Source organism: Mycolicibacterium arabiense, from assembly GCF_010731815.2.
Lineage (GTDB): Bacteria > Actinomycetota > Actinomycetes > Mycobacteriales > Mycobacteriaceae > Mycobacterium > Mycobacterium arabiense.
This window is the reverse complement of the sequence record NZ_AP022593.1, coordinates 4,072,136-4,089,349: the sequence shown is the minus strand read 5'-3', so window position 1 is coordinate 4,089,349 and position 17,214 is coordinate 4,072,136. Positions and strand designations below refer to the sequence as shown.

Sequence of the window (17,214 nt, the reverse complement as noted above, 5' to 3'; positions counted from 1 at the left end):
CATCCGCGATTGTGAAAGCGGGTTCATGTGCACGGTGTTGACTCCTGGGTCGTATGGCTGCACCGTAGGGCCACAGTCTCGCGACCCCCGCAGGACTATTAGACACCTGTGACGTGGCTAACACCAAACGGCACGCCGAATAAAAGGCTGATGTTTTTGGAGTGGCTGGTGTTACGGATGTGACTCACGTCAGGCGGCGTCACCCTCGCGAGATCTACTCCAGCGTCGCGACCACCCACGCGGGAACGACGGTGGTGTAGACCTCGCGAGATCTACCCCAGCGTCGCGATCACCCATGCGAGAACGACAGTGGTGTAGACCTCGCGAGGAATCAGCGCTGCGGCGCGGCGGTCGGCCGGATCGGCGCAGGCAGCGCCGACTGACCCATCAGGTACTTGTCGACGCCGGCGGCCGCGGCACGGCCCTCGGCGATCGCCCACACGATCAGCGACTGGCCACGGCCCATGTCACCCGCGACGAACACCCCGGGGACCGAGGTCTGGAAGTCGTCGTCACGCTTGACGTTGCCACGGTCGGTCAGCTCGACGCGCAGGTTGTTGATCAGGCCGGTCTTCTCCGGGCCCACGAAGCCCATGGCGAGCAGCACCAGGTCGGCCTCGAGTTCGAAGTCGCTGCCTTCGACCTTCTCGAACTTGCCCGCCTTCATCTCGACCTCGTTGACCTTCAGCGCGGCGACGTGGCCGTCCTTGCCGATGAACTCCTCGGTGTTGACGGAGAAGACGCGTTCGCCGCCCTCTTCGTGCGCCGAGGACACCCGGTACATCAGCGGGTAGGTCGGCCACGGGGTGGTGTCGGCGCGGGTCTCCGGCGGACGCGGCATGATCTCGAACTGGTGCACGCTGACCGCACCCTGCCGGTGCGACGTGCCGAGGCAGTCCGCGCCGGTGTCGCCACCACCAATGATGACGACGCGCTTGCCCTTGGCGGTGATCGGCGGCTGGCCGTCCTCGTCGACGACGGAGTCACCGAGCTGCACGCGGTTGGCCCACGGCAGGAACTCCATGGCCTGGTGGATGCCGTCGAGTTCGCGGCCGGGGATCGGCAGGTCGCGCGCATCGGTGGCGCCACCGGCCAGGACCACTGCGTCGAACTCGGAGCGCATCTGCTCGACGGTCAGGTCGACGCCGACGTTCACGCCGGTCTGGAACTTGGTGCCCTCGGCGGCCATCTGCTCCAGCCGACGGTCGATGTGGCGCTTCTCCATCTTGAACTCGGGGATGCCGTAGCGCAGCAGCCCGCCGATGCGGTCGGCGCGCTCGAACACCGTCACGTCGTGCCCGGCCCTGGTCAGCTGCTGGGCGGCGGCCAGACCCGCGGGACCCGACCCGACGACGGCAACCTTCTTGCCGGTCAGGCGATCCGGGGGTAGCGGGACGACCCAGCCCTCGTTGAAGGCGTTGTCGATGATCTCGACCTCGACCTGCTTGATCGTCACCGGGTCCTGGTTGATGCCGAGGACGCAGGACGCCTCGCACGGCGCCGGACACAGCCGCCCGGTGAACTCAGGGAAGTTGTTCGTGGCGTGCAGCCGCTCGATGGAGTCACGCCACCGGTCCCGGAACACCAGGTCGTTCCACTCCGGGATCAGGTTTCCGAGCGGACAGCCGTTGTGGCAGAACGGGATACCGCAGTCCATGCAGCGAGCAGCCTGGTTCTGCAGCGTCTCATGGGAGAAGTCCTCGTAGACTTCTTTCCAGTCGCGCAGCCGCAGGTCGACCGGCCGGCGCTGCGGGGTCTCGCGGTGGGTGTGCTTGAGGAAGCCGCGTGGGTCAGCCATTTGCGGCCGCCATGATCGCCGTGCCGACGTCCTCGCCCTTGGCCTTGGCCTCTTCGATCGCGATGAGCACCCTCTTGTAGTCGCGCGGCATGACCTTCACGATGTGCTTGGTCTCCTCGTCCCAGTCGGCCAGGATGCGCCGGCCGACGGCGGAATCGGTGGTGTCGACGTGCGCGACCAGCATGGCGCGCAGCCATTCGAAGTCCTCGTCGTCCAAGGGTTCGAGTTCCACCATCTCGGGGTTCAGGTTGTCCTTCAGCGCGTCGTGCGCGTCGTAGACGTAGGCGATGCCGCCGGACATGCCCGCCGCGAAGTTGCGCCCGGTGGGCCCGAGGATCGCGACCTTGCCGCCGGTCATGTACTCGCAGCCGTGGTCTCCAACGCCCTCGACCACCGCGTGGGCGCCCGAGTTGCGCACGGCGAACCGCTCGCCCACCTGACCGCGCAGGAACGCCTGCCCGCTGGTGGCGCCGAACAGGATCACGTTGCCCGCGATGATGTTGTCCTCGGCTACGTAGTCGGCCGGGGCACCCTCGGACGGCCGGACCACGATCCGTCCACCGGACAGGCCCTTGCCGACGTAGTCGTTGGCGTCGCCGTACACCCGCAGCGTGATGCCGCGCGGAACGAACGCACCGAAGCTGTTGCCGGCCGACCCGTTGAAGGTGATGTCGATGGTGCCGTCCGCAAGGCCTTGCCCGCCATGTGCCTTGGTGACCTCGTGGCCGAGCATGGTGCCGACCGTCCGGTTCACGTTGGCGATCGACGTCGTGAACCGCACCGGCGTTCCCTGGTCGATGGCCTCGCGGCTCTGCACGATCAGCTGCTGGTCGAGCGCCTTGTCCAGACCGTGGTCTTGGCGCGAACTGCAGTACAGGTCCTGGTTCATGAACGCCGACTCGGGCTCGTGCAGGACGGGCGCCAGGTCGAGCTTGTGGGCCTTCCAGTGCTCGGCGGCCCTGGTGGTGTCCAGTGCGCCGACCTGACCGACCATCTCGTTGATGGTGCGGAAGCCCAACTGCGCCATCAGTTCCCGGACTTCCTCGGCGATGAAGAGGAAGAAGTTCTCGACGAACTCGGGCTTGCCGTTGAACCGCTCGCGCAGCACCGGGTTCTGGGTGGCGACGCCGACGGGGCAGGTGTCGAGGTGGCAGACACGCATCATGATGCAGCCCGACACCACCAGCGGTGCGGTGGCGAAGCCGAACTCCTCCGCGCCGAGCAGCGCGGCGACCACCACGTCGCGGCCGGTCTTGAGCTGCCCGTCGACCTGCACGACGATGCGGTCGCGAAGTCCGTTGAGCAGCAACGTCTGCTGGGTCTCGGCGAGGCCGAGTTCCCACGGCGCACCCGCGTGCTTCATCGACGTCAGCGGCGTCGCGCCGGTGCCGCCGTCGTGGCCGGAGATCAGCACCACGTCGGCGTGCGCCTTGGAGACGCCTGCTGCCACGGTGCCGACGCCGTTCTCGCTCACCAGCTTCACGTGCACGCGGGCCGACGGGTTGGCGTTCTTGAGGTCGTGGATCAGCTGCGCCAGATCCTCGATCGAGTAGATGTCGTGGTGCGGCGGCGGGGAGATGAGCCCGACGCCCGGCGTGGAGTGCCGCACCTCGGCCACCCAGGGGTACACCTTGTGGCCCGGGAGTTGGCCGCCCTCACCGGGTTTCGCACCCTGGGCCATCTTGATCTGGATGTCGGTGCAGTTGGTCAGGTAGTGGCTGGTGACGCCGAAGCGGCCCGAGGCCACCTGCTTGATGGCACTGCGTCGCCAGTCGCCGTTCTCGTCGTACTCGAAGCGGTTGACGTTCTCGCCGCCCTCGCCCGAGTTGGACCGCGCACCGAGGCGGTTCATGGCGATGGCGAGCGTCTCGTGCGCCTCGGCCGAGATGGAGCCGTAGCTCATCGCACCGGTCGAGAAGCGCTTGACGATTTCGCTGGCTGGCTCGACCTCGTCGATCGAGATCGGCTCCCGCACGCCTTCGCGGAACTTCAGCAGACCGCGCAGCGACGCGATCCGCTGGCTCTGGTCGTCGATGAGCTGGGTGTACTCCTTGAACACCGAGTACTGCCCGGTGCGCGTCGAGTGCTGCAGCTTGAACACCGTGTCGGGGTTGAACAGGTGGTACTCGCCCTCGCGTCGCCACTGGTACTCGCCGCCGACCTCGAGTTCGCGGTGTGCGCGCTCGTCGGGGCGGTCGAGGTAGGCCAGCGCGTGCCGGGCGGCGACGTCGGAGGCGATGTCCTCGAGGTCGATGCCGCCGACGGGGCAGTGCAGCCCGGTGAAGTACTCGTCGAGCACCTGCTGGTCGATGCCGATGGCCTGGAACAGCTGCGCACCGGTGTAGGACGCCAGCGTGGAGATGCCCATCTTGGACATCACCTTCAGCACGCCCTTGCCCGCGGCCTTCGAGTAGTTGGCCTTGGCCTTGTCACTCGAGATGCCCGTGATGACGCCGCGGTCGACCATGTCCTCGATCGACTCGAACGCCATGTACGGGTTGATCGCGGCGGCGCCGAACCCGACGAGGGCGGCCATGTGGTGCACCTCGCGGGCGTCACCGGCTTCGACGACGAGGCCGACCTGGGTGCGGGTGCGCTCCCGGACCAAATGATGGTGCACGGCGGCGACGCTGAGCAGCGACGGGATGGGTGCCATCTGCTCGTTCGACTCGCGGTCGGACAGCACGATCAGGCGTGCGCCTTCGCGGATGGCGGCCGAGGTCTTGGCGCGGACGTCGGCCAGCGCCTCCTTGAGCCCCTGCCCGCCGCGGGCGACCGGGTACAGACAGCGGATGACGGCGGCCCGCATGCCGTGCTTGTGGCCGCGGATCTCGTGGTCGGGGTCGACGCAGATGAGCTTCGACAGTTCGGCGTTGCGCAGGATCGGCTGCGGCAGCACGATCTGGCGGCACGACTCCGCGGTCGGGTTCAGCAGGTCGCCCTCGGGGCCGACCGTGCCCGAGAGGCTGGTGACGACCTCTTCGCGGATGGCGTCCAGCGGCGGGTTGGTGACTTGGGCGAACAGCTGCTGGAAGTAGTCGTAGAGCATCCGGGAGCGCGCCGACAGCACGGCGACGGGGGTGTCGGTGCCCATCGAGCCGAGCGCCTCGGCTCCGGTGCGCGCCATGGGGGCGACCAGCAGGTTCAGTTCCTCGTAGGTGAACCCGAAGACCTGCTGTCGCAGCACCACGCGGTGGTGGGGCATCCGGACGTAGTCGCCGGGCGGCAGGTCGTCGAGGTGGAACTGGCCCGCGTCGAGCCACTCCTGGTAGGGCTCCTGGGCGGCCAGCTCGGCCTTGATCTCCTCGTCGGAGACGATGCGGCCCTGGGCGGTGTCGACCAGGAACATGCGGCCGGGCTGCAGCCGCATCTTCTGCACGACGTCGGCCGGGTCGATGTCGAGGACACCGGCTTCGGACGCCAGGACGACGAGGCCGTCCTTGGTGACCCAGATGCGCGAGGGACGCAGGCCGTTGCGGTCGAGGACGGCGCCGATGACGGTGCCGTCGGTGAAGCACACCGACGCCGGCCCGTCCCACGGCTCCATCAGCGACGAGTGGTACGCGTAGAACGCCCGCCGGGCGGGGTCCATCGACTCGTGCCGCTCCCAGGCCTCCGGGATCATCATCAGCACCGCGTGCGGCAGGCTGCGGCCGCCGAGGTGCAGCAGCTCGAGCACCTCGTCGAACCGCGCGGTGTCCGACGCGCCGGGCGTGCAGACCGGGACGATCTTGTCGAGCGCGCCCTCGGAGCCAAAGACGTCGGTCTTGATGAGCGCCTCGCGGGCGCGCATCCAGTTCTCGTTGCCGGTGACGGTGTTGATCTCGCCGTTGTGGGCGACACGGCGGAACGGGTGCGCCAGCGGCCAGGACGGGAACGTGTTGGTCGAGAAGCGCGAGTGCACGATGCCGAGCGCGCTCGTCATCCGCGGGTCCTGCAGGTCGAGGTAGAACGCCTTGAGCTGCGGGGTGGTCAGCATGCCCTTGTAGACGAACGTCTGGCCGGACAGGCTCGGGAAGTAGACGGTCTCGCGGCCGGGGCCGTCCTGGCCGGGTCCCTTGGTGCCGAGTTCGTGCTCGGCGCGCTTGCGGACGACGTAGCAGAGCCGCTCGAGGTCCATGCGCGACGCTCCGGCGATGAACACCTGGCGGAAGGTCGGCATCGCGTCGCGGGCCAGTGCGCCCAGCGAGGACTCGTCGGTGGGCACGTCGCGCCAGCCGAGGACCCGGAGGCCTTCGGCCTCGGCGATCTTCTCGACGGACTCGCACGCCGCGGCGGCGTCGCGCGAGGACTGCGGGAGGAACGCGATGCCGCTGGCGTAGCTACCGGGTTCGGGCAGGTCGAAGTCGACGACGGCCCGGAAGAACTCGTCGGGGACCTGGATCAGGATGCCCGCACCGTCACCGGTGTTGGGCTCGGCGCCCTGGGCACCGCGGTGTTCCAGGTTCACCAGTGCGGTGATGGCCTTGTCCACGATGTCGCGGCTGCGGCGACCATGCATGTCGGCGACCATTGCGACACCACACGAGTCGTGCTCGTATGCCGGGTTGTAAAGCCCGTTGGGTGCTGGACCCATTGGCGTCCCACCTGACCTTTTCTCTCACGCTTGCGCGCAGCAAGTCTGTGTGGCAGCCAACAACCGTGCTCGTCGGCGGGCGACTGCCTACTGGGCGATGGGGGTGCCTTCGTGCAGCACTGAACGACGGGCTTTCGTCCCATCCGCCTCGAGTGGTGAAACGATATGACAAACACCGCCTGACATGCCAACTTAGTATCCCCTAACCAGGGTCGTGAACTGGCCTTTTCCCATCGGACCGCGCACCGGTTCTCCGAAGGCAGAAGCCTTGAGCGCCTTGCGGTTTGGCACCGTCGGCCCCACCTGGACCTGCGAGGGGTGCGACGCACGTCACTGCACCGCTGGCCGCTCGGGTTTGCGGTGCCGGTACGAGCCGCCCAGTACGTGCTGGAATGCGGATTTCGTCGTTTGCCGGAAAGCCTGGTCGGATTCTTAGGATTTGCTACCCCCTGGGGGTATGCCCCCGCAAACCCGGGCCGCAAGCTCGTAGGCAATGTCCCCACACGCTCTCAACACCCCGATCGGCCGCTTCGACATCGACACGCTCGAGGAGGGGCCCGCCGGCTGCCGCGCGACGATGCCGATCCGCGACATGGTCAACCCGATCACGGGCCTGCCCAGTCTCGCCTCGCTGGCCATGCTGCTCGACCACATCGGCGGCGTGGTCAACTTCCGCCGTCAGGCCACCGACGAGTGGACGGTGTCGAGCGAGTTGGCGCTGGAGGCCAGCCCCGACGCGACGGCGGTGGTCGCCGCCGCAGAGGACGCACTAGTACTCGGGACGTCAGTGCCACTCGGCGCCAAGACGGCGACGGCGCTCGCCGAATGCGCGTTCCGGATCGGCGACGTGGTGATCGCCTCGGGCACGGTGCGGTCGTTCTACATCGTGTCCCCCGCCACGTTCGCCGAATCGCCCCTCGACGCCGGGTCGATGGAGCCACGGACGGGGCTGGCGGCCAAGGCGAGCGTCGGCCCCGCCCGCACCGACGGGGCGACGGTGGTGTTGCCCCAGTCTCATGACCGCGTGCTCGAGAACTCCATGGGCGTCGTCCACGGCGGCGTGGCGTCGGCGGGCCTGGAGATGGCCGCGTCCGCCGCAGTGAACGCCGGACGCACCGACGACCCTCTGACCACCGCATCACTGCGGGTGAACTTCCTCCGGCAGTTCCTCGCTGGCGATGAATCTCGTTACGAGGCAAGACCCTTGCGTGTCGGCCGACGCAGCGGGGTGGCCGATGCACAGGCCATCGGCGCCGACGGCAGGGTGGCGATCACCGCCCGGCTGACCGCCTACCGCTGCTAGCATCCGGCCATGTCGCAGGCGCGCGAGTCCACCGGTGGGGTAGGCGCCTTCATCCGGAACTCCGGCTATCTGCGCAAGTGGCTCATCCTCGGCGTCGCGATCGGAGTGATCGCCGGCCTCGGGGCCGTCGTGTTCTACCTGGCGATGGAGTACACCGGCCGGTTCCTGCTCGGTTACCTGGGCGGCTACGACGTGCCCACCGCCGCCGGTGACGGCGGTGACGCCGGCAGCACCGGCTTCCCGCGTTGGTGGGCGATCCCCCTGATCACGATGGGCGGCGCGTTGGTCTCGGCGTGGATCGTCGCCAAGCTCGCCCCCGAGGCCGAGGGCCACGGCACCGACAGCGCCATCGAGGCGGTGCACAGCGACCCGCGGGCCATCCGCGCCCGCGTGGTGCTGGTGAAGATGGTCTCGAGCGCGCTGACGATCGGTTCTGGCGGTTCGGCGGGACGGGAGGGGCCCACGGCGCAGATCTCGGCGGGCTTCGGTTCGCTGCTCGCCCGCCGCCTCGACCTCGCCGACGCCGACGGTCGCGTGGCCGTGTCGATCGGCATCGGCTCGGGCATCGGCGCGATCTTCGGGGCACCGCTGGGCGGCGCGGTGCTGGCCGCGTCGATCGTCTACCGCTTCGACTTCGACTATCGCGCACTGATTCCCGGCTTCATCACCTCCGGTACCGCCTATGCGGTGTACGGGTCGATCCTCGGATTCGATCCACTGTTCGGCTTCGTGGTGCCCGACTACCGCTTCGACCCCGTCGATCTGCCGTGGTTCGCGGTGATCGGAATCGTCGCTGCCGCAGTCGGTTACCTGTACGCGCGGACGTTCTACGCGACGGTCGCGCTCACGCGGCGACTCCCGGGCAACAAGGTGGTGAAGCCGGCGGTCGGCGGACTACTGGTGGGTTTGATGGCGCTGGCGATACCGCAGATCCTGTCCAGCGGCTACGGCTGGGCACAGGCCGCGTCGGCGCGCGAGACGCTGCTGCTGATTCCGGTGTGGATCGTGATCGTGCTGCCGTTTGCGAAGATCGTCGCCACGTCGCTGACCGTCGGCACGGGCGGGTCGGGAGGCATCTTCGGGCCGGGCGTCGTGATCGGGGCCTTCGTCGGCGCGGCGATCTGGCGCCTCGCCGACCTGTCCGGCTTGCCCGGAATCCCCGACGGCCCAGGGGTCTTCGTGGTCGTCGCGATGATGGCCTGCTTCGGCAGCGTCGCACACGCACCGCTGGCGGTGATGATCATGGTCGCGGAGATGACGGGGTCGTTCTCGGTGCTGCCCGGAGCGATGATCACCGTCGGCATCGCCTACATGCTGATCAGCCGGACCGACGTATCCATCTACGAGGCGCAGCGCTACGACCGCAGCACGGAGTTCGTGCCGCCCGACCGCTGACCCCGCGCACGCGAAGGGCCCGTGTCGTGACGACACGGGCCCCAGCGTGAACTACTACTTGGACTTCTTCTTCGCCTTGCTCGCCGCCTGCTTCTCGGTCTTCGCGCCCCCGGTGGTCAGTTCACCACCGGAGTTCTCGAGGTGGGCGCGGACGAACCACTGGAACTTCTCCAGTTCGCCGAGCTGTGCGATCACCATGTCCTGCGATACCGGATCGAGTTCGTCGAGGCGCTCCATCGACTTTCGCGCATCCTCGATCACCCCGTTGTAGACGAGGTTCAGCGCGCCGAGGTGGGCCGGGACGGTGTCGCGGCCGACCGAGTAGTCGTCCCAGGTGCGGTCGGACAGGATCGCGCCGGGCGTCCCCTTGGGCGATGCCCCGAGGGCGGCGATGCGCTCGGCTACCTCGTCGGCGTATCCGCGCACCAGGTCGACCTGCGGGTCGATCATTTCGTGGACGCCGATGAAGTTCGGGCCGACGACGTTCCAGTGCACGTGCTTGAGCGTGAGGTGCAGGTCGTTGTAAGCGCTCAGTAGCCGCTGCAGCATCTCGGTGACCTGACGGCTGTTCGCGTCGGTCATGCCGGGCACGGTGAATCCACTCATCTGTAGCTCCTTCGGCTCAGGGTCTCCAAGGGCCTACCCACCTGCGTCGACGGCTAATCACCGCCTCGGCTCAGAGGGAGCGCAGGTCCGGGATCGCCAGCCGTGCGCCGAACCGCGGATTGCGCGCCAGACCGCTGACCTCCAGCAGCCGGACCGCACGCTGGCGGTGTGGCCGCAGCGGCTCGAGGAGTTCGAGCATGGCGTCGTCGTCGATGCGACGGCCGAGGAGGGTGGACCCCACCATGTTCGACAGGTGGTAGTCGCCGACCGAGAGGGCGTCGGGGTCGCCCCAGGCGCGCTGGGCGGTCTCGGCGGTGGTCCACTCCCCGACCCCGGGCAGGGACTGCAGCGCCGTGCGGGCCTGCGCGCTGGGCCGGGCGGTCAGACGCTCGATGGAGTTGGCGCGCGCAGCGCACAGCACGATGGTCCGCGCGCGTCCCGGGTCGACGTTGGCGAGGTGGAACTCCCAGGACGGGATGCGGCACCACACCTCCGCGGGTGGTGGCACCCGCATTCGCGCGGGGGCGGGCCCTGGCGCCGGGCTGCCGAACTTCGTGACCAGCAGGCGCCACGCCCGGAACGCGTCCTTGCCGGTGACGCGCTGTTCGAGCACGGCCGGAATCAGCGCTTCCAGCACGCGGCCGGTGCGTCCGATCCGCAGGTGCGGGACGCGCCGATGCGCAGCCGCGATCGTCGGCTCGTCCGGCGCAAAGCCCGAGGTGTCGTCGTCGAACCCGAGGAACGCGGGCAGGTGCTCGATGAACTCCGCGGCGCCGGCACCCCACGCGTCGCACGCCACGGTCTCGCGCCCGGTCTTGACGATGCGGGCGGTGACGGGGCCGCTGGGCTGCAGGCTGGTCTTCCAGATCGCCCCGTCGACCGTCTGATAGCAGGGGTCACCGGGGCCGCGGCGCTGCGGCGAGAGCGTCATCGCCGGGCCGACAGGGCCGGGGAACACCACCGTGCGGTGTACCGGTCCTGCGTTCACGCCGACCATCCTCCCAGGAACGGCCGACTACCGGTCAGGAGACGGCTACGTCGGCCTTGTCCGGGTAGAACGCCACGTGGCCTGCGATCTGCGCGACGGCCGGGTAGGGCTGCTCGTAGGTCCAGATCGCGTCGTCGACGGTCTCGTCGCCGATGCCGAGGTGGTAGTAGTTCGCCTCGCCCTTGTAGGGGCAGTAGGTCGTCGTGTCGCTGCGTCGCAGCGCGCCGGCGTCGACCGCCTCGATGGGGACGTACTGGACGACCGGGTAGGTCGATTCCTTCAGCGACAGGGCTGCGTCGGTCTCGGCGACGACCTGGCCGCGTACGCGGACCGTGACGTGTCCCTCGGTCGGGGTGACGGTGATCGGGTGCTCGGCGGTGGGCTGGCGTACCTCGGGCTGGCTCATCTCAGGACCAACGTGCGCGGACCGCCCCGGGATTCCTGACCGGCTCGATAGCATCGCGTCATGACCATCGCCGAACCCGCCACCGCACGTGCCTCGGTGACCATCGCCGCACCGCCCGAGGCGGTGTATGCGCTGATCACGGACCTGCCGACGATGGCCGCGATCGGCGAGGAGGTGACCGAGATGCAGTGGCGATCGGGCGATGGCGCCCGGCCGGGTGCGGTGTTCAAGGGCCGCAACCGCAACGGGCGGCGAACGTGGACCACCACCTGCACGGTGACCGACGCAGAGCCGGGCCGCACGTTCGCCTTCGACGTGAAGAGCGTGGTCATCCCGGTCGCGCACTGGCGCTACGACCTGGCGGCCACCGACGGTGGGTGCACCGTCACCGAGAGCACCTGGGACCGGCGGCCGGGCTGGTTCCGCAAGCCGGGCGGCATGGCCACCGGCGTGATGGACCGCGACTCCGCCAACGCCGAGCACATCAGGCTGACGCTGGAGCGGCTGAAGGCACGGGCCGAGGGCGCGGGCTGAGTTACCTGGGATCCGACGGGCATGCCGCCTCCGCCATGCCGTCGACGAGCTGTTCGAGGGCCCAGGCCTCGTGGCCGAACAACGTGCTCGACAGGTAGGCGGTGCCCGCGACATCGTCGTAGTGCACGGTCACGTCACGACATTTCGCGCCGCGTTCCGTCCGGTCGATCGCGTCTGGGTCCAGCGCATCGACGACGGCGTCGACGGCCATGGCGAGCGCGTCGTCTGACAGCGGCGCCTGGGTCACCAACGCGTCGGCCACCGCTGCGTCGACCGCGGCCAGCGCGACGGGATCGACGGTCTGCGCCGTCCGCCAGACGATGACCTCGACGGCGCGGTAGCTCACCAGGCCGTCGGCGAACACTGCCGCCACCCGCGGCAGGCGGTCCCGCAGTGCGACCGCGATCAGCAGCTGGTGGGAGGCGGCGCTCGCGGTGATGTTCGCCTCCGCGCCCACCTCAGCGGCCACCGCAGCCCAGTTGTCGAGGTACCACCGTTCGCGTTCGACTGGTCCGTCAGCGGCCTGCCGGGCGTCCAGGACGGCGACCATGGCCGCGAGCCGCCGCGCCCGGGCGGCGGCCTCGACCCGCGCAAGGCCCTGCACCGTCGTGAAACGTGTTGCGTCTTCCAGCCATTCGTCGATCACGTTGCCGACGCTAGACAGCCGATCCGACACATGGGGCCGGCCGGACACCTGGCTGTGGATGAACTCGCGACTGTGGATGAATCGACTGACAAGTGCGCCTAGGCCGGGCGCCCGAACGCGTATCGGTGGAACTGAGCCATGGTGCGCAGCCCCGGTATGCGGTTCATCGTCGCGGCCACTACGCGGTAGGCACCCGGCAGCGCCGAGAACGCGTCGGACTCGAAGACCGGCACCCACGCCAGCAGGCGGGTGCCCGGCACCGCGTCCAGGATGTCGTGCGGCCCGTCGATGCCCCAGTGCAGCCTGGAGCCGGACCTGCGCACCACGGCGTTCATCCATTGCGATCGGATGCCTAGGCGATTGAACGCATCGAATTGCAGCTCCCCCGAGGGGAATCGGCCGACTACCCGGCGCAGCAGGCCGAGCCCGTCGTCCGCCTCGAGGTACATGGTGAGTCCTTCGCCGAGCACCAGCGTCGGGCGGTCGGCGGGTACGTCGCCCAAATATCCCGGATCGGTGACCGACGTCGCGACCACGTGATGATGCGCCCGCTCCGGGTAGAGCCGGGTCCGCAATGCGGCGACGTCGGGATAGTCGACGTCGAACCACTCCACGTCGGGCCCGGGGTCTATGCGGAAATAGCGGCTGTCGAGTCCGCAGCCGAGGTGCAGCACCGTGGCGCGGGGATGCACGGCCAGGAATTGCCGTGTCCACGAGTCGAAGTGAGCTGAGCGCAGACTCACCGACGGGGAGTTGCGCGGCGTCATCGACGTCTGCGACCAGTCGTAGTCGATGCGGGCGACGACGTCGCGGGCCCACGTGTCGTGCAGGACGGAGTTCGGCAGGTCGGCGTCGAGCGCCTTGGCGTACAGCGTCGCCAGCATCGTCTGCGGTGCCCCGGACAGGTCGACGCGCAACTTCTCGGTCACGCCTTCAGGCTAGGCGCGCCGGTCAGCCGGTTTGGGCGCTCTTGCGCTTCGCCTCCCGCAAGCCCACCCAGAACGTCGCCGCCTCGCGGATCGATTCCTCGACCGGCCGTGGCTGCCAACCGAGTTCGCGACGCGCCTTGCTGCAGTCGACCGGCGCCTCGGCGCGCATCAGCCGCAGCGAGTTGATCGACAGCCGCTCGTCGGTGCCCTTGAGCCTGCCCTTGACGCTGCCGAGCGCGGCCATCGCGTACGACACGGGCAGCGGAATCGACTTCGACGGGGCGGGTACGCCGGCGGCCTCGGCGGCGATGCGCACCACGTCGGCGTTGCTGATCATCTTCTCCGAGATCAGGTACCGCTCACCGACGCGTCCCTTCTCGGCGGCCAGCACCAGGGCGCGGGCGGCATCGTCGACGCCGACGGCCTCCAGCGAGATTCCGCCCATCACGAACGGCAGCTTGCCGAACGCCGCACCGGCGATGATCGCGCCGTGCGGGGTGCGGCCCCAGTCCCCCGCGCCGTAGGTGGTCGACACGCACATCGCCACGGCGGGCAGTCCACGCTCGCGGGCGTAACGCAGCACCAGGTTCTCGGCCTGCACCCGCGACCGGACGTAGGCGGTGAGGCGCTTGTCGTTCACGTCGGCGATCACGTCGTCCTCGGTGGCGACCCGGCCTCGCTTGCGCGCGACGGTGGCGTAGCTGCTGGTGAACACGAACCGCCGCAGGCCGGCATCGACCGCGACGTCCAGCACGTTGCGCGTGCCCTCGACGTTGGTGCGGAACAGCGGCGCCGGGTCGCGCAACCAGCCGCGGGTGTCGACCACGCAGTAGTACACGTCGTCGACACCGTTCATGGCGGCGCGCAACACGTCGTCGTCGAAGACGTCCCCGATGAAGCGCGTGACCTCGAGGTCGTCGATGCCGATGGTCTTGGCGCCCTCGCGCACCATCACGCGCACGTCGTGGCCGTCTTCGACGAGACGGCGCGTCACGTGCGATCCGAGGTAGCCGTTGGCGCCGATCACCAGCGCGGTCACTTCAGGCCGCCCATCTGCTGCATCCACGCCTGCGCCTCGTCGGGCAGCGTGCCCAATTCCTGCGCCTTCCTGCACCACTTCATGGCGGCGGAGACGAAGCGCAGCGGGTTGTAGACGTCTTCCTGCCGCATCCACTTCCCGTCGCCGGCGTAGGTGACGATCGAGATGTTGGTAGCGCTGATGATCGTGCCGTCGCCGGGATCGCGCATCGGGTTGTCGAGTTCGCAGAGCACGCGGCCAGTGGCCTCGTCGTACACCGTCCACAGCGACGGGAACGACGTCATGTAGCTGCCCGGGAAGTTCTCCATCGTCTTCCAGATCCACGGGCGCACTGCTTCCCGGCCACGCATGGTGCCCGCGGCGTGCTCCACGTAGACGACGTCGTCGGTGTACTGGTCGACCCACGGATCCCAGTCCCTGGTCTGCGCGGCGCGGTCGACCGTCTGCTCGAAGACCGCGAACGCGTCGACCAATTCCGCCCGGCTGAAAGTGCTACCCGTCACATCCAGAACTAGAACACGTTCTACCGGTTCTGTCGAGGGTGTGACACGTCGTGGGGCGTGGCCGGGTCGAGGAACTTTCCGCAGGCCGTCAGGGGTTGTACTAGTGCCAACCTTAGGAGGATCAGTGGCGAAGGAGTACATCAAGAACCCCGCGGCCGTGAGTGCGCTCTCACCCGAGCAGTACCAGGTCACCCAGAAGGACGGGACTGAGCGCCCGTTCACCGGTGAGTACTGGGACAACCACGAAGCGGGTATCTACGTCGACGTGGTGTCCGGTGAACCGCTGTTCGCATCCGTCGACAAGTTCGAGAGCGGCTCGGGCTGGCCGAGCTTCACCAGGCCGATCCAGACCCCCGACGGCACGAACTACGTGCAGGAGAAGCGCGACTTCAGCCATCTGATGCTGCGCACCGAGGTCCGTTCGACCCACGGCGACAGTCACTTGGGCCACGTGTTCAAGGACGGCCCGCGCGAGGCCGGTGGGTTGCGCTACTGCATCAACTCGGCTTCGCTGAGATTCATCGCGCTCGACGACCTCGAGGCAGAGGGCTACGGCGAGTTCAAGACGTTGTTCACATCTGAGGAGGCACAGGCTTGACGACCCAAACCGCGATCCTGGCAGGCGGATGCTTCTGGGGCATGCAGGACCTGATCCGCAAGCAGCCCGGTGTGGTGTCCACCCGCGTCGGCTACACCGGCGGCAAGAACGACCACCCGACGTACCGCAACCATCCGGGCCACGCCGAGGCGATCGAGATCGTCTACGACCCGGCCCAGACGGACTACCGCGCGATCCTGGAGTTCTTCTTCCAGATCCACGATCCGTCGACGAAGGACCGGCAGGGCAACGACGTCGGCTCGAGCTACCGCTCGGCGATCTTCTACGTCGACGAGGAGCAGAAGCGCGTCGCCGAGGACACCATCGCCGACGTCGACGCCTCAGGCCTGTGGCCGGGCAAGGTGGTCACCGAGGTGACGCCTGCCGTCGACTTCTGGGAGGCCGAGCCCGAGCACCAGGACTACCTGGAGCGCTACCCGAACGGCTACACCTGCCACTTCCCCCGCGCCGGGTGGACGCTGCCCAAGCGCGCGAAGGTCTAGGAACTACTCACCGAGAGCGGGGTGGCGCGTCGTCGCAGGACGGCGCGCCCCCCGCTCTTCGGCGTGTAGGCCACGCCACGGGAGTGGGGCTTCTCGTCCGGCGCCGTGGTGGGTTCGATGGCGAAGTGGCGCAGCACGGTTCGCAGTACGACGTCCATCTCGACGTTGGCGAACACCGCACCCACACAGCGCCGCGTGCCGCCGCCGAACGGGATGAACGCCAGGGGCGGACGGTTGCCGACGAAGCGCTGCGGGTCGAAGCGGTCGGGGTCCGGGAAGTCCTGCGCCCGGTGCTGCATCTGGTTGATCGCCACCGTCACCGAGTAGCCCTTGGGAATCACCCATTCGCCGAGTTCGAAGGTCGGCGAGTACACGTGCCTGCCCGCGAAGTCGATCACGGTGCGCGACCGCTGCGTCTCGAGGATGGTGGCCTGCCGGTACTCGTTGTCCTCTGTGGCGGCCTCAGCCTCGAGTTTGGCAAGGACGTCCGGATGACGGCTGATCCGTTCGAACGCCCACGCCAGCGTGGAGGCGGTGGTCTCGTGTCCCGCGGCGAGCAGCGTGAGTAGTTCGTCGGCGATATCGCGCTGCGACATTGCCGATCCGTCCTCATACGTGCTGCGCAGCATGAGCGCGAGAACGTCGTCGCGGCTGTCGAAGTCGGGATCGGCGCGGACGTCCTCGACGAGCCGGTCGATGACGGCGTCGTACTGGCGGCGGTAGTCCGCGAGCTTGCTCCACGGGGAGAAGCGGCCGAGGTCCCGCGAAGGTGCAGGCAGCACAGCGAGTTTCGAGCCGAGCGTCACCCAGGGCGGGATGATCTCGCGCAGTTCGTCCAGGCGTTCCCCGTCGGCGCCGAACACCGCGCGCAGGATCGCGTTCAGCGTGATCCGCATCATCGGCTCGAGGGTCTCGAATTCCGTTCCGGACGGCCATGTCTCGGCCTCGCGCAACGTCTCCTCTTCGAAGATGCGCTCGTAGTTCTTGATGCTCTTGCCGTGGAACGGTGGGGTGAGCAGCTTGCGCCTGCGGCGATGCTCGGCGCGGTCGAGCGCGAACACCGAGCCCGAGCCGAGCACGCGGCTGAGGTTGGGCTGGATGTTGCCGACGTCGTCGGTATTGGCGCTGAACAGTTGCTTGGCGAGCTGCGGGTCGGCGACCACCACGGCGGGGCCGAACACCGGCAGCGTCATGGTGACGACGTCGCCGTAGCGGCGCATCATCCGCTCGACCGTCCAGGTCCGCGAGGCGGCGTAGGCCACTCCCTGCAGGAACTTCGGCCACTTCGGGCCCGGTGGCAGCTTGATGCTCGTGGTCGAGGCATCGCTGACGGTCGCATGGCTCACGCGAATCTCCAACCCGTGTCGTGGTACCGCGATGTACCGGACGT

General features: G+C 68.5%; 15 protein-coding genes. 5 read left to right on the top strand and 10 right to left on the bottom strand.

The window, feature by feature from the left end; genetic code table 11:
- Positions 1 to 331: 331 nt before the first annotated feature.
- On the bottom strand, positions 332 to 1,798 hold the full coding sequence (locus G6N61_RS21285; protein ID WP_163920684.1) for a glutamate synthase subunit beta: 1,467 nt from the start codon (positions 1,796 to 1,798) through the stop codon (positions 332 to 334).
- Positions 1,791 to 6,374 carry a glutamate synthase large subunit gene (gene gltB / locus G6N61_RS21280; protein ID WP_163920681.1) on the bottom strand — a complete coding sequence of 1,528 codons (4,584 nt, stop codon included), beginning with the start codon at positions 6,372 to 6,374 and terminating at the stop codon, positions 1,791 to 1,793. The genes G6N61_RS21285 and gltB overlap by 8 nt, the downstream gene beginning before the upstream one ends.
- A 493-nt stretch (positions 6,375 to 6,867) precedes the next feature.
- On the opposite strand from gltB, the gene G6N61_RS21275 reads away from it, so the two are divergent.
- Both G6N61_RS21275 and G6N61_RS21270 read left to right on the top strand, forming a co-directional pair.
- Positions 6,868 to 7,677 (top strand): PaaI family thioesterase, encoded by an 810-nt coding sequence (locus G6N61_RS21275; protein ID WP_163920678.1) that lies wholly within the window; start codon positions 6,868 to 6,870, stop codon positions 7,675 to 7,677.
- A gap of 9 nt (positions 7,678 to 7,686) precedes the next feature.
- Positions 7,687 to 9,072 carry a chloride channel protein gene (locus tag G6N61_RS21270; protein WP_163920675.1) on the top strand — a complete coding sequence of 462 codons (1,386 nt, stop codon included), beginning with the start codon at positions 7,687 to 7,689 and terminating at the stop codon, positions 9,070 to 9,072.
- Between the two features lie 54 nt (positions 9,073 to 9,126).
- Here the strand turns inward: G6N61_RS21270 and G6N61_RS21265 are convergent, their stop codons facing one another.
- The 3 genes from G6N61_RS21265 to G6N61_RS21255 form a co-directional block, all read right to left on the bottom strand.
- The gene (locus G6N61_RS21265; RefSeq protein ID WP_163920672.1) at positions 9,127 to 9,678 is read right to left on the bottom strand and encodes a Dps family protein; all 552 of its coding nucleotides are present in this window, start codon (positions 9,676 to 9,678) and stop codon (positions 9,127 to 9,129) included.
- 70 nt (positions 9,679 to 9,748) lie between these two features.
- On the bottom strand, positions 9,749 to 10,609 hold the full coding sequence (locus tag G6N61_RS21260; protein ID WP_407666498.1) for a DNA-3-methyladenine glycosylase family protein: 861 nt from the start codon (positions 10,607 to 10,609) through the stop codon (positions 9,749 to 9,751).
- A 91-nt stretch (positions 10,610 to 10,700) separates the two neighbouring features.
- Positions 10,701 to 11,072, bottom strand: a complete 372-nt coding sequence (locus tag G6N61_RS21255) for a DUF427 domain-containing protein (protein ID WP_163920666.1) — start codon at positions 11,070 to 11,072, stop codon at positions 10,701 to 10,703.
- A 60-nt stretch (positions 11,073 to 11,132) separates the two neighbouring features.
- On the opposite strand from G6N61_RS21255, the gene G6N61_RS21250 reads away from it, so the two are divergent.
- Positions 11,133 to 11,606, top strand: a complete 474-nt coding sequence (locus G6N61_RS21250) for an SRPBCC family protein (protein ID WP_163920663.1) — start codon at positions 11,133 to 11,135, stop codon at positions 11,604 to 11,606.
- A gap of 1 nt (position 11,607) precedes the next feature.
- Here the strand turns inward: G6N61_RS21250 and G6N61_RS21245 are convergent, their stop codons facing one another.
- From G6N61_RS21245 to G6N61_RS21230, 4 genes are all read right to left on the bottom strand, one after another.
- Entirely contained in the window at positions 11,608 to 12,252 is a 645-nt protein-coding gene (locus tag G6N61_RS21245) for a DUF222 domain-containing protein (RefSeq protein ID WP_163920660.1), read from the bottom strand.
- Positions 12,253 to 12,350: 98 nt separating this feature from the next.
- Entirely contained in the window at positions 12,351 to 13,181 is an 831-nt protein-coding gene (locus tag G6N61_RS21240; RefSeq protein WP_235887235.1) for a class I SAM-dependent methyltransferase, read from the bottom strand.
- 22 nt (positions 13,182 to 13,203) lie between these two features.
- Entirely contained in the window at positions 13,204 to 14,220 is a 1,017-nt protein-coding gene (locus G6N61_RS21235; protein WP_163924994.1) for an NAD-dependent epimerase/dehydratase family protein, read from the bottom strand.
- On the bottom strand, positions 14,217 to 14,723 hold the full coding sequence (locus G6N61_RS21230; RefSeq protein WP_163920658.1) for a nuclear transport factor 2 family protein: 507 nt from the start codon (positions 14,721 to 14,723) through the stop codon (positions 14,217 to 14,219). The genes G6N61_RS21235 and G6N61_RS21230 overlap by 4 nt, the downstream gene beginning before the upstream one ends.
- A 124-nt stretch (positions 14,724 to 14,847) precedes the next feature.
- Between G6N61_RS21230 and msrB the strand changes: the two genes are divergently transcribed.
- On the top strand, positions 14,848 to 15,321 hold the full coding sequence (gene msrB, locus G6N61_RS21225; RefSeq protein WP_163920655.1) for a peptide-methionine (R)-S-oxide reductase MsrB: 474 nt from the start codon (positions 14,848 to 14,850) through the stop codon (positions 15,319 to 15,321).
- Positions 15,322 to 15,362: 41 nt separating this feature from the next.
- A complete protein-coding gene (gene msrA / locus G6N61_RS21220; RefSeq protein WP_235887660.1) occupies positions 15,363 to 15,824 on the top strand; it encodes a peptide-methionine (S)-S-oxide reductase MsrA in 462 nt (153 codons plus the stop codon).
- Here the strand turns inward: msrA and G6N61_RS21215 are convergent.
- Entirely contained in the window at positions 15,821 to 17,176 is a 1,356-nt protein-coding gene (locus G6N61_RS21215; RefSeq protein ID WP_407666497.1) for a cytochrome P450, read from the bottom strand. The genes msrA and G6N61_RS21215 overlap by 4 nt on opposite strands.
- Positions 17,177 to 17,214: the final 38 nt, after the last annotated feature.

What these genes read in the sequence shown, in the direction of transcription:
- G6N61_RS21285 (WP_163920684.1), bottom strand. Translation starts at nt 1,798, where the DNA reads ATGGCTGACCCACGCGGCTTCCTCAAGCACACCCACCGCGAGACCCCG.
- gltB (WP_163920681.1), bottom strand. Translation starts at nt 6,374, where the DNA reads ATGGGTCCAGCACCCAACGGGCTTTACAACCCGGCATACGAGCACGAC.
- G6N61_RS21275 (WP_163920678.1), top strand. Translation starts at nt 6,868, where the DNA reads ATGTCCCCACACGCTCTCAACACCCCGATCGGCCGCTTCGACATCGAC.
- G6N61_RS21270 (WP_163920675.1), top strand. Translation starts at nt 7,687, where the DNA reads ATGTCGCAGGCGCGCGAGTCCACCGGTGGGGTAGGCGCCTTCATCCGG.
- G6N61_RS21265 (WP_163920672.1), bottom strand. Translation starts at nt 9,678, where the DNA reads ATGAGTGGATTCACCGTGCCCGGCATGACCGACGCGAACAGCCGTCAG.
- G6N61_RS21260 (WP_407666498.1), bottom strand. Translation starts at nt 10,609, where the DNA reads ATGACGCTCTCGCCGCAGCGCCGCGGCCCCGGTGACCCCTGCTATCAG.
- G6N61_RS21255 (WP_163920666.1), bottom strand. Translation starts at nt 11,072, where the DNA reads ATGAGCCAGCCCGAGGTACGCCAGCCCACCGCCGAGCACCCGATCACC.
- G6N61_RS21250 (WP_163920663.1), top strand. Translation starts at nt 11,133, where the DNA reads ATGACCATCGCCGAACCCGCCACCGCACGTGCCTCGGTGACCATCGCC.
- msrA (WP_235887660.1), top strand. Translation starts at nt 15,363, where the DNA reads ATGCAGGACCTGATCCGCAAGCAGCCCGGTGTGGTGTCCACCCGCGTC.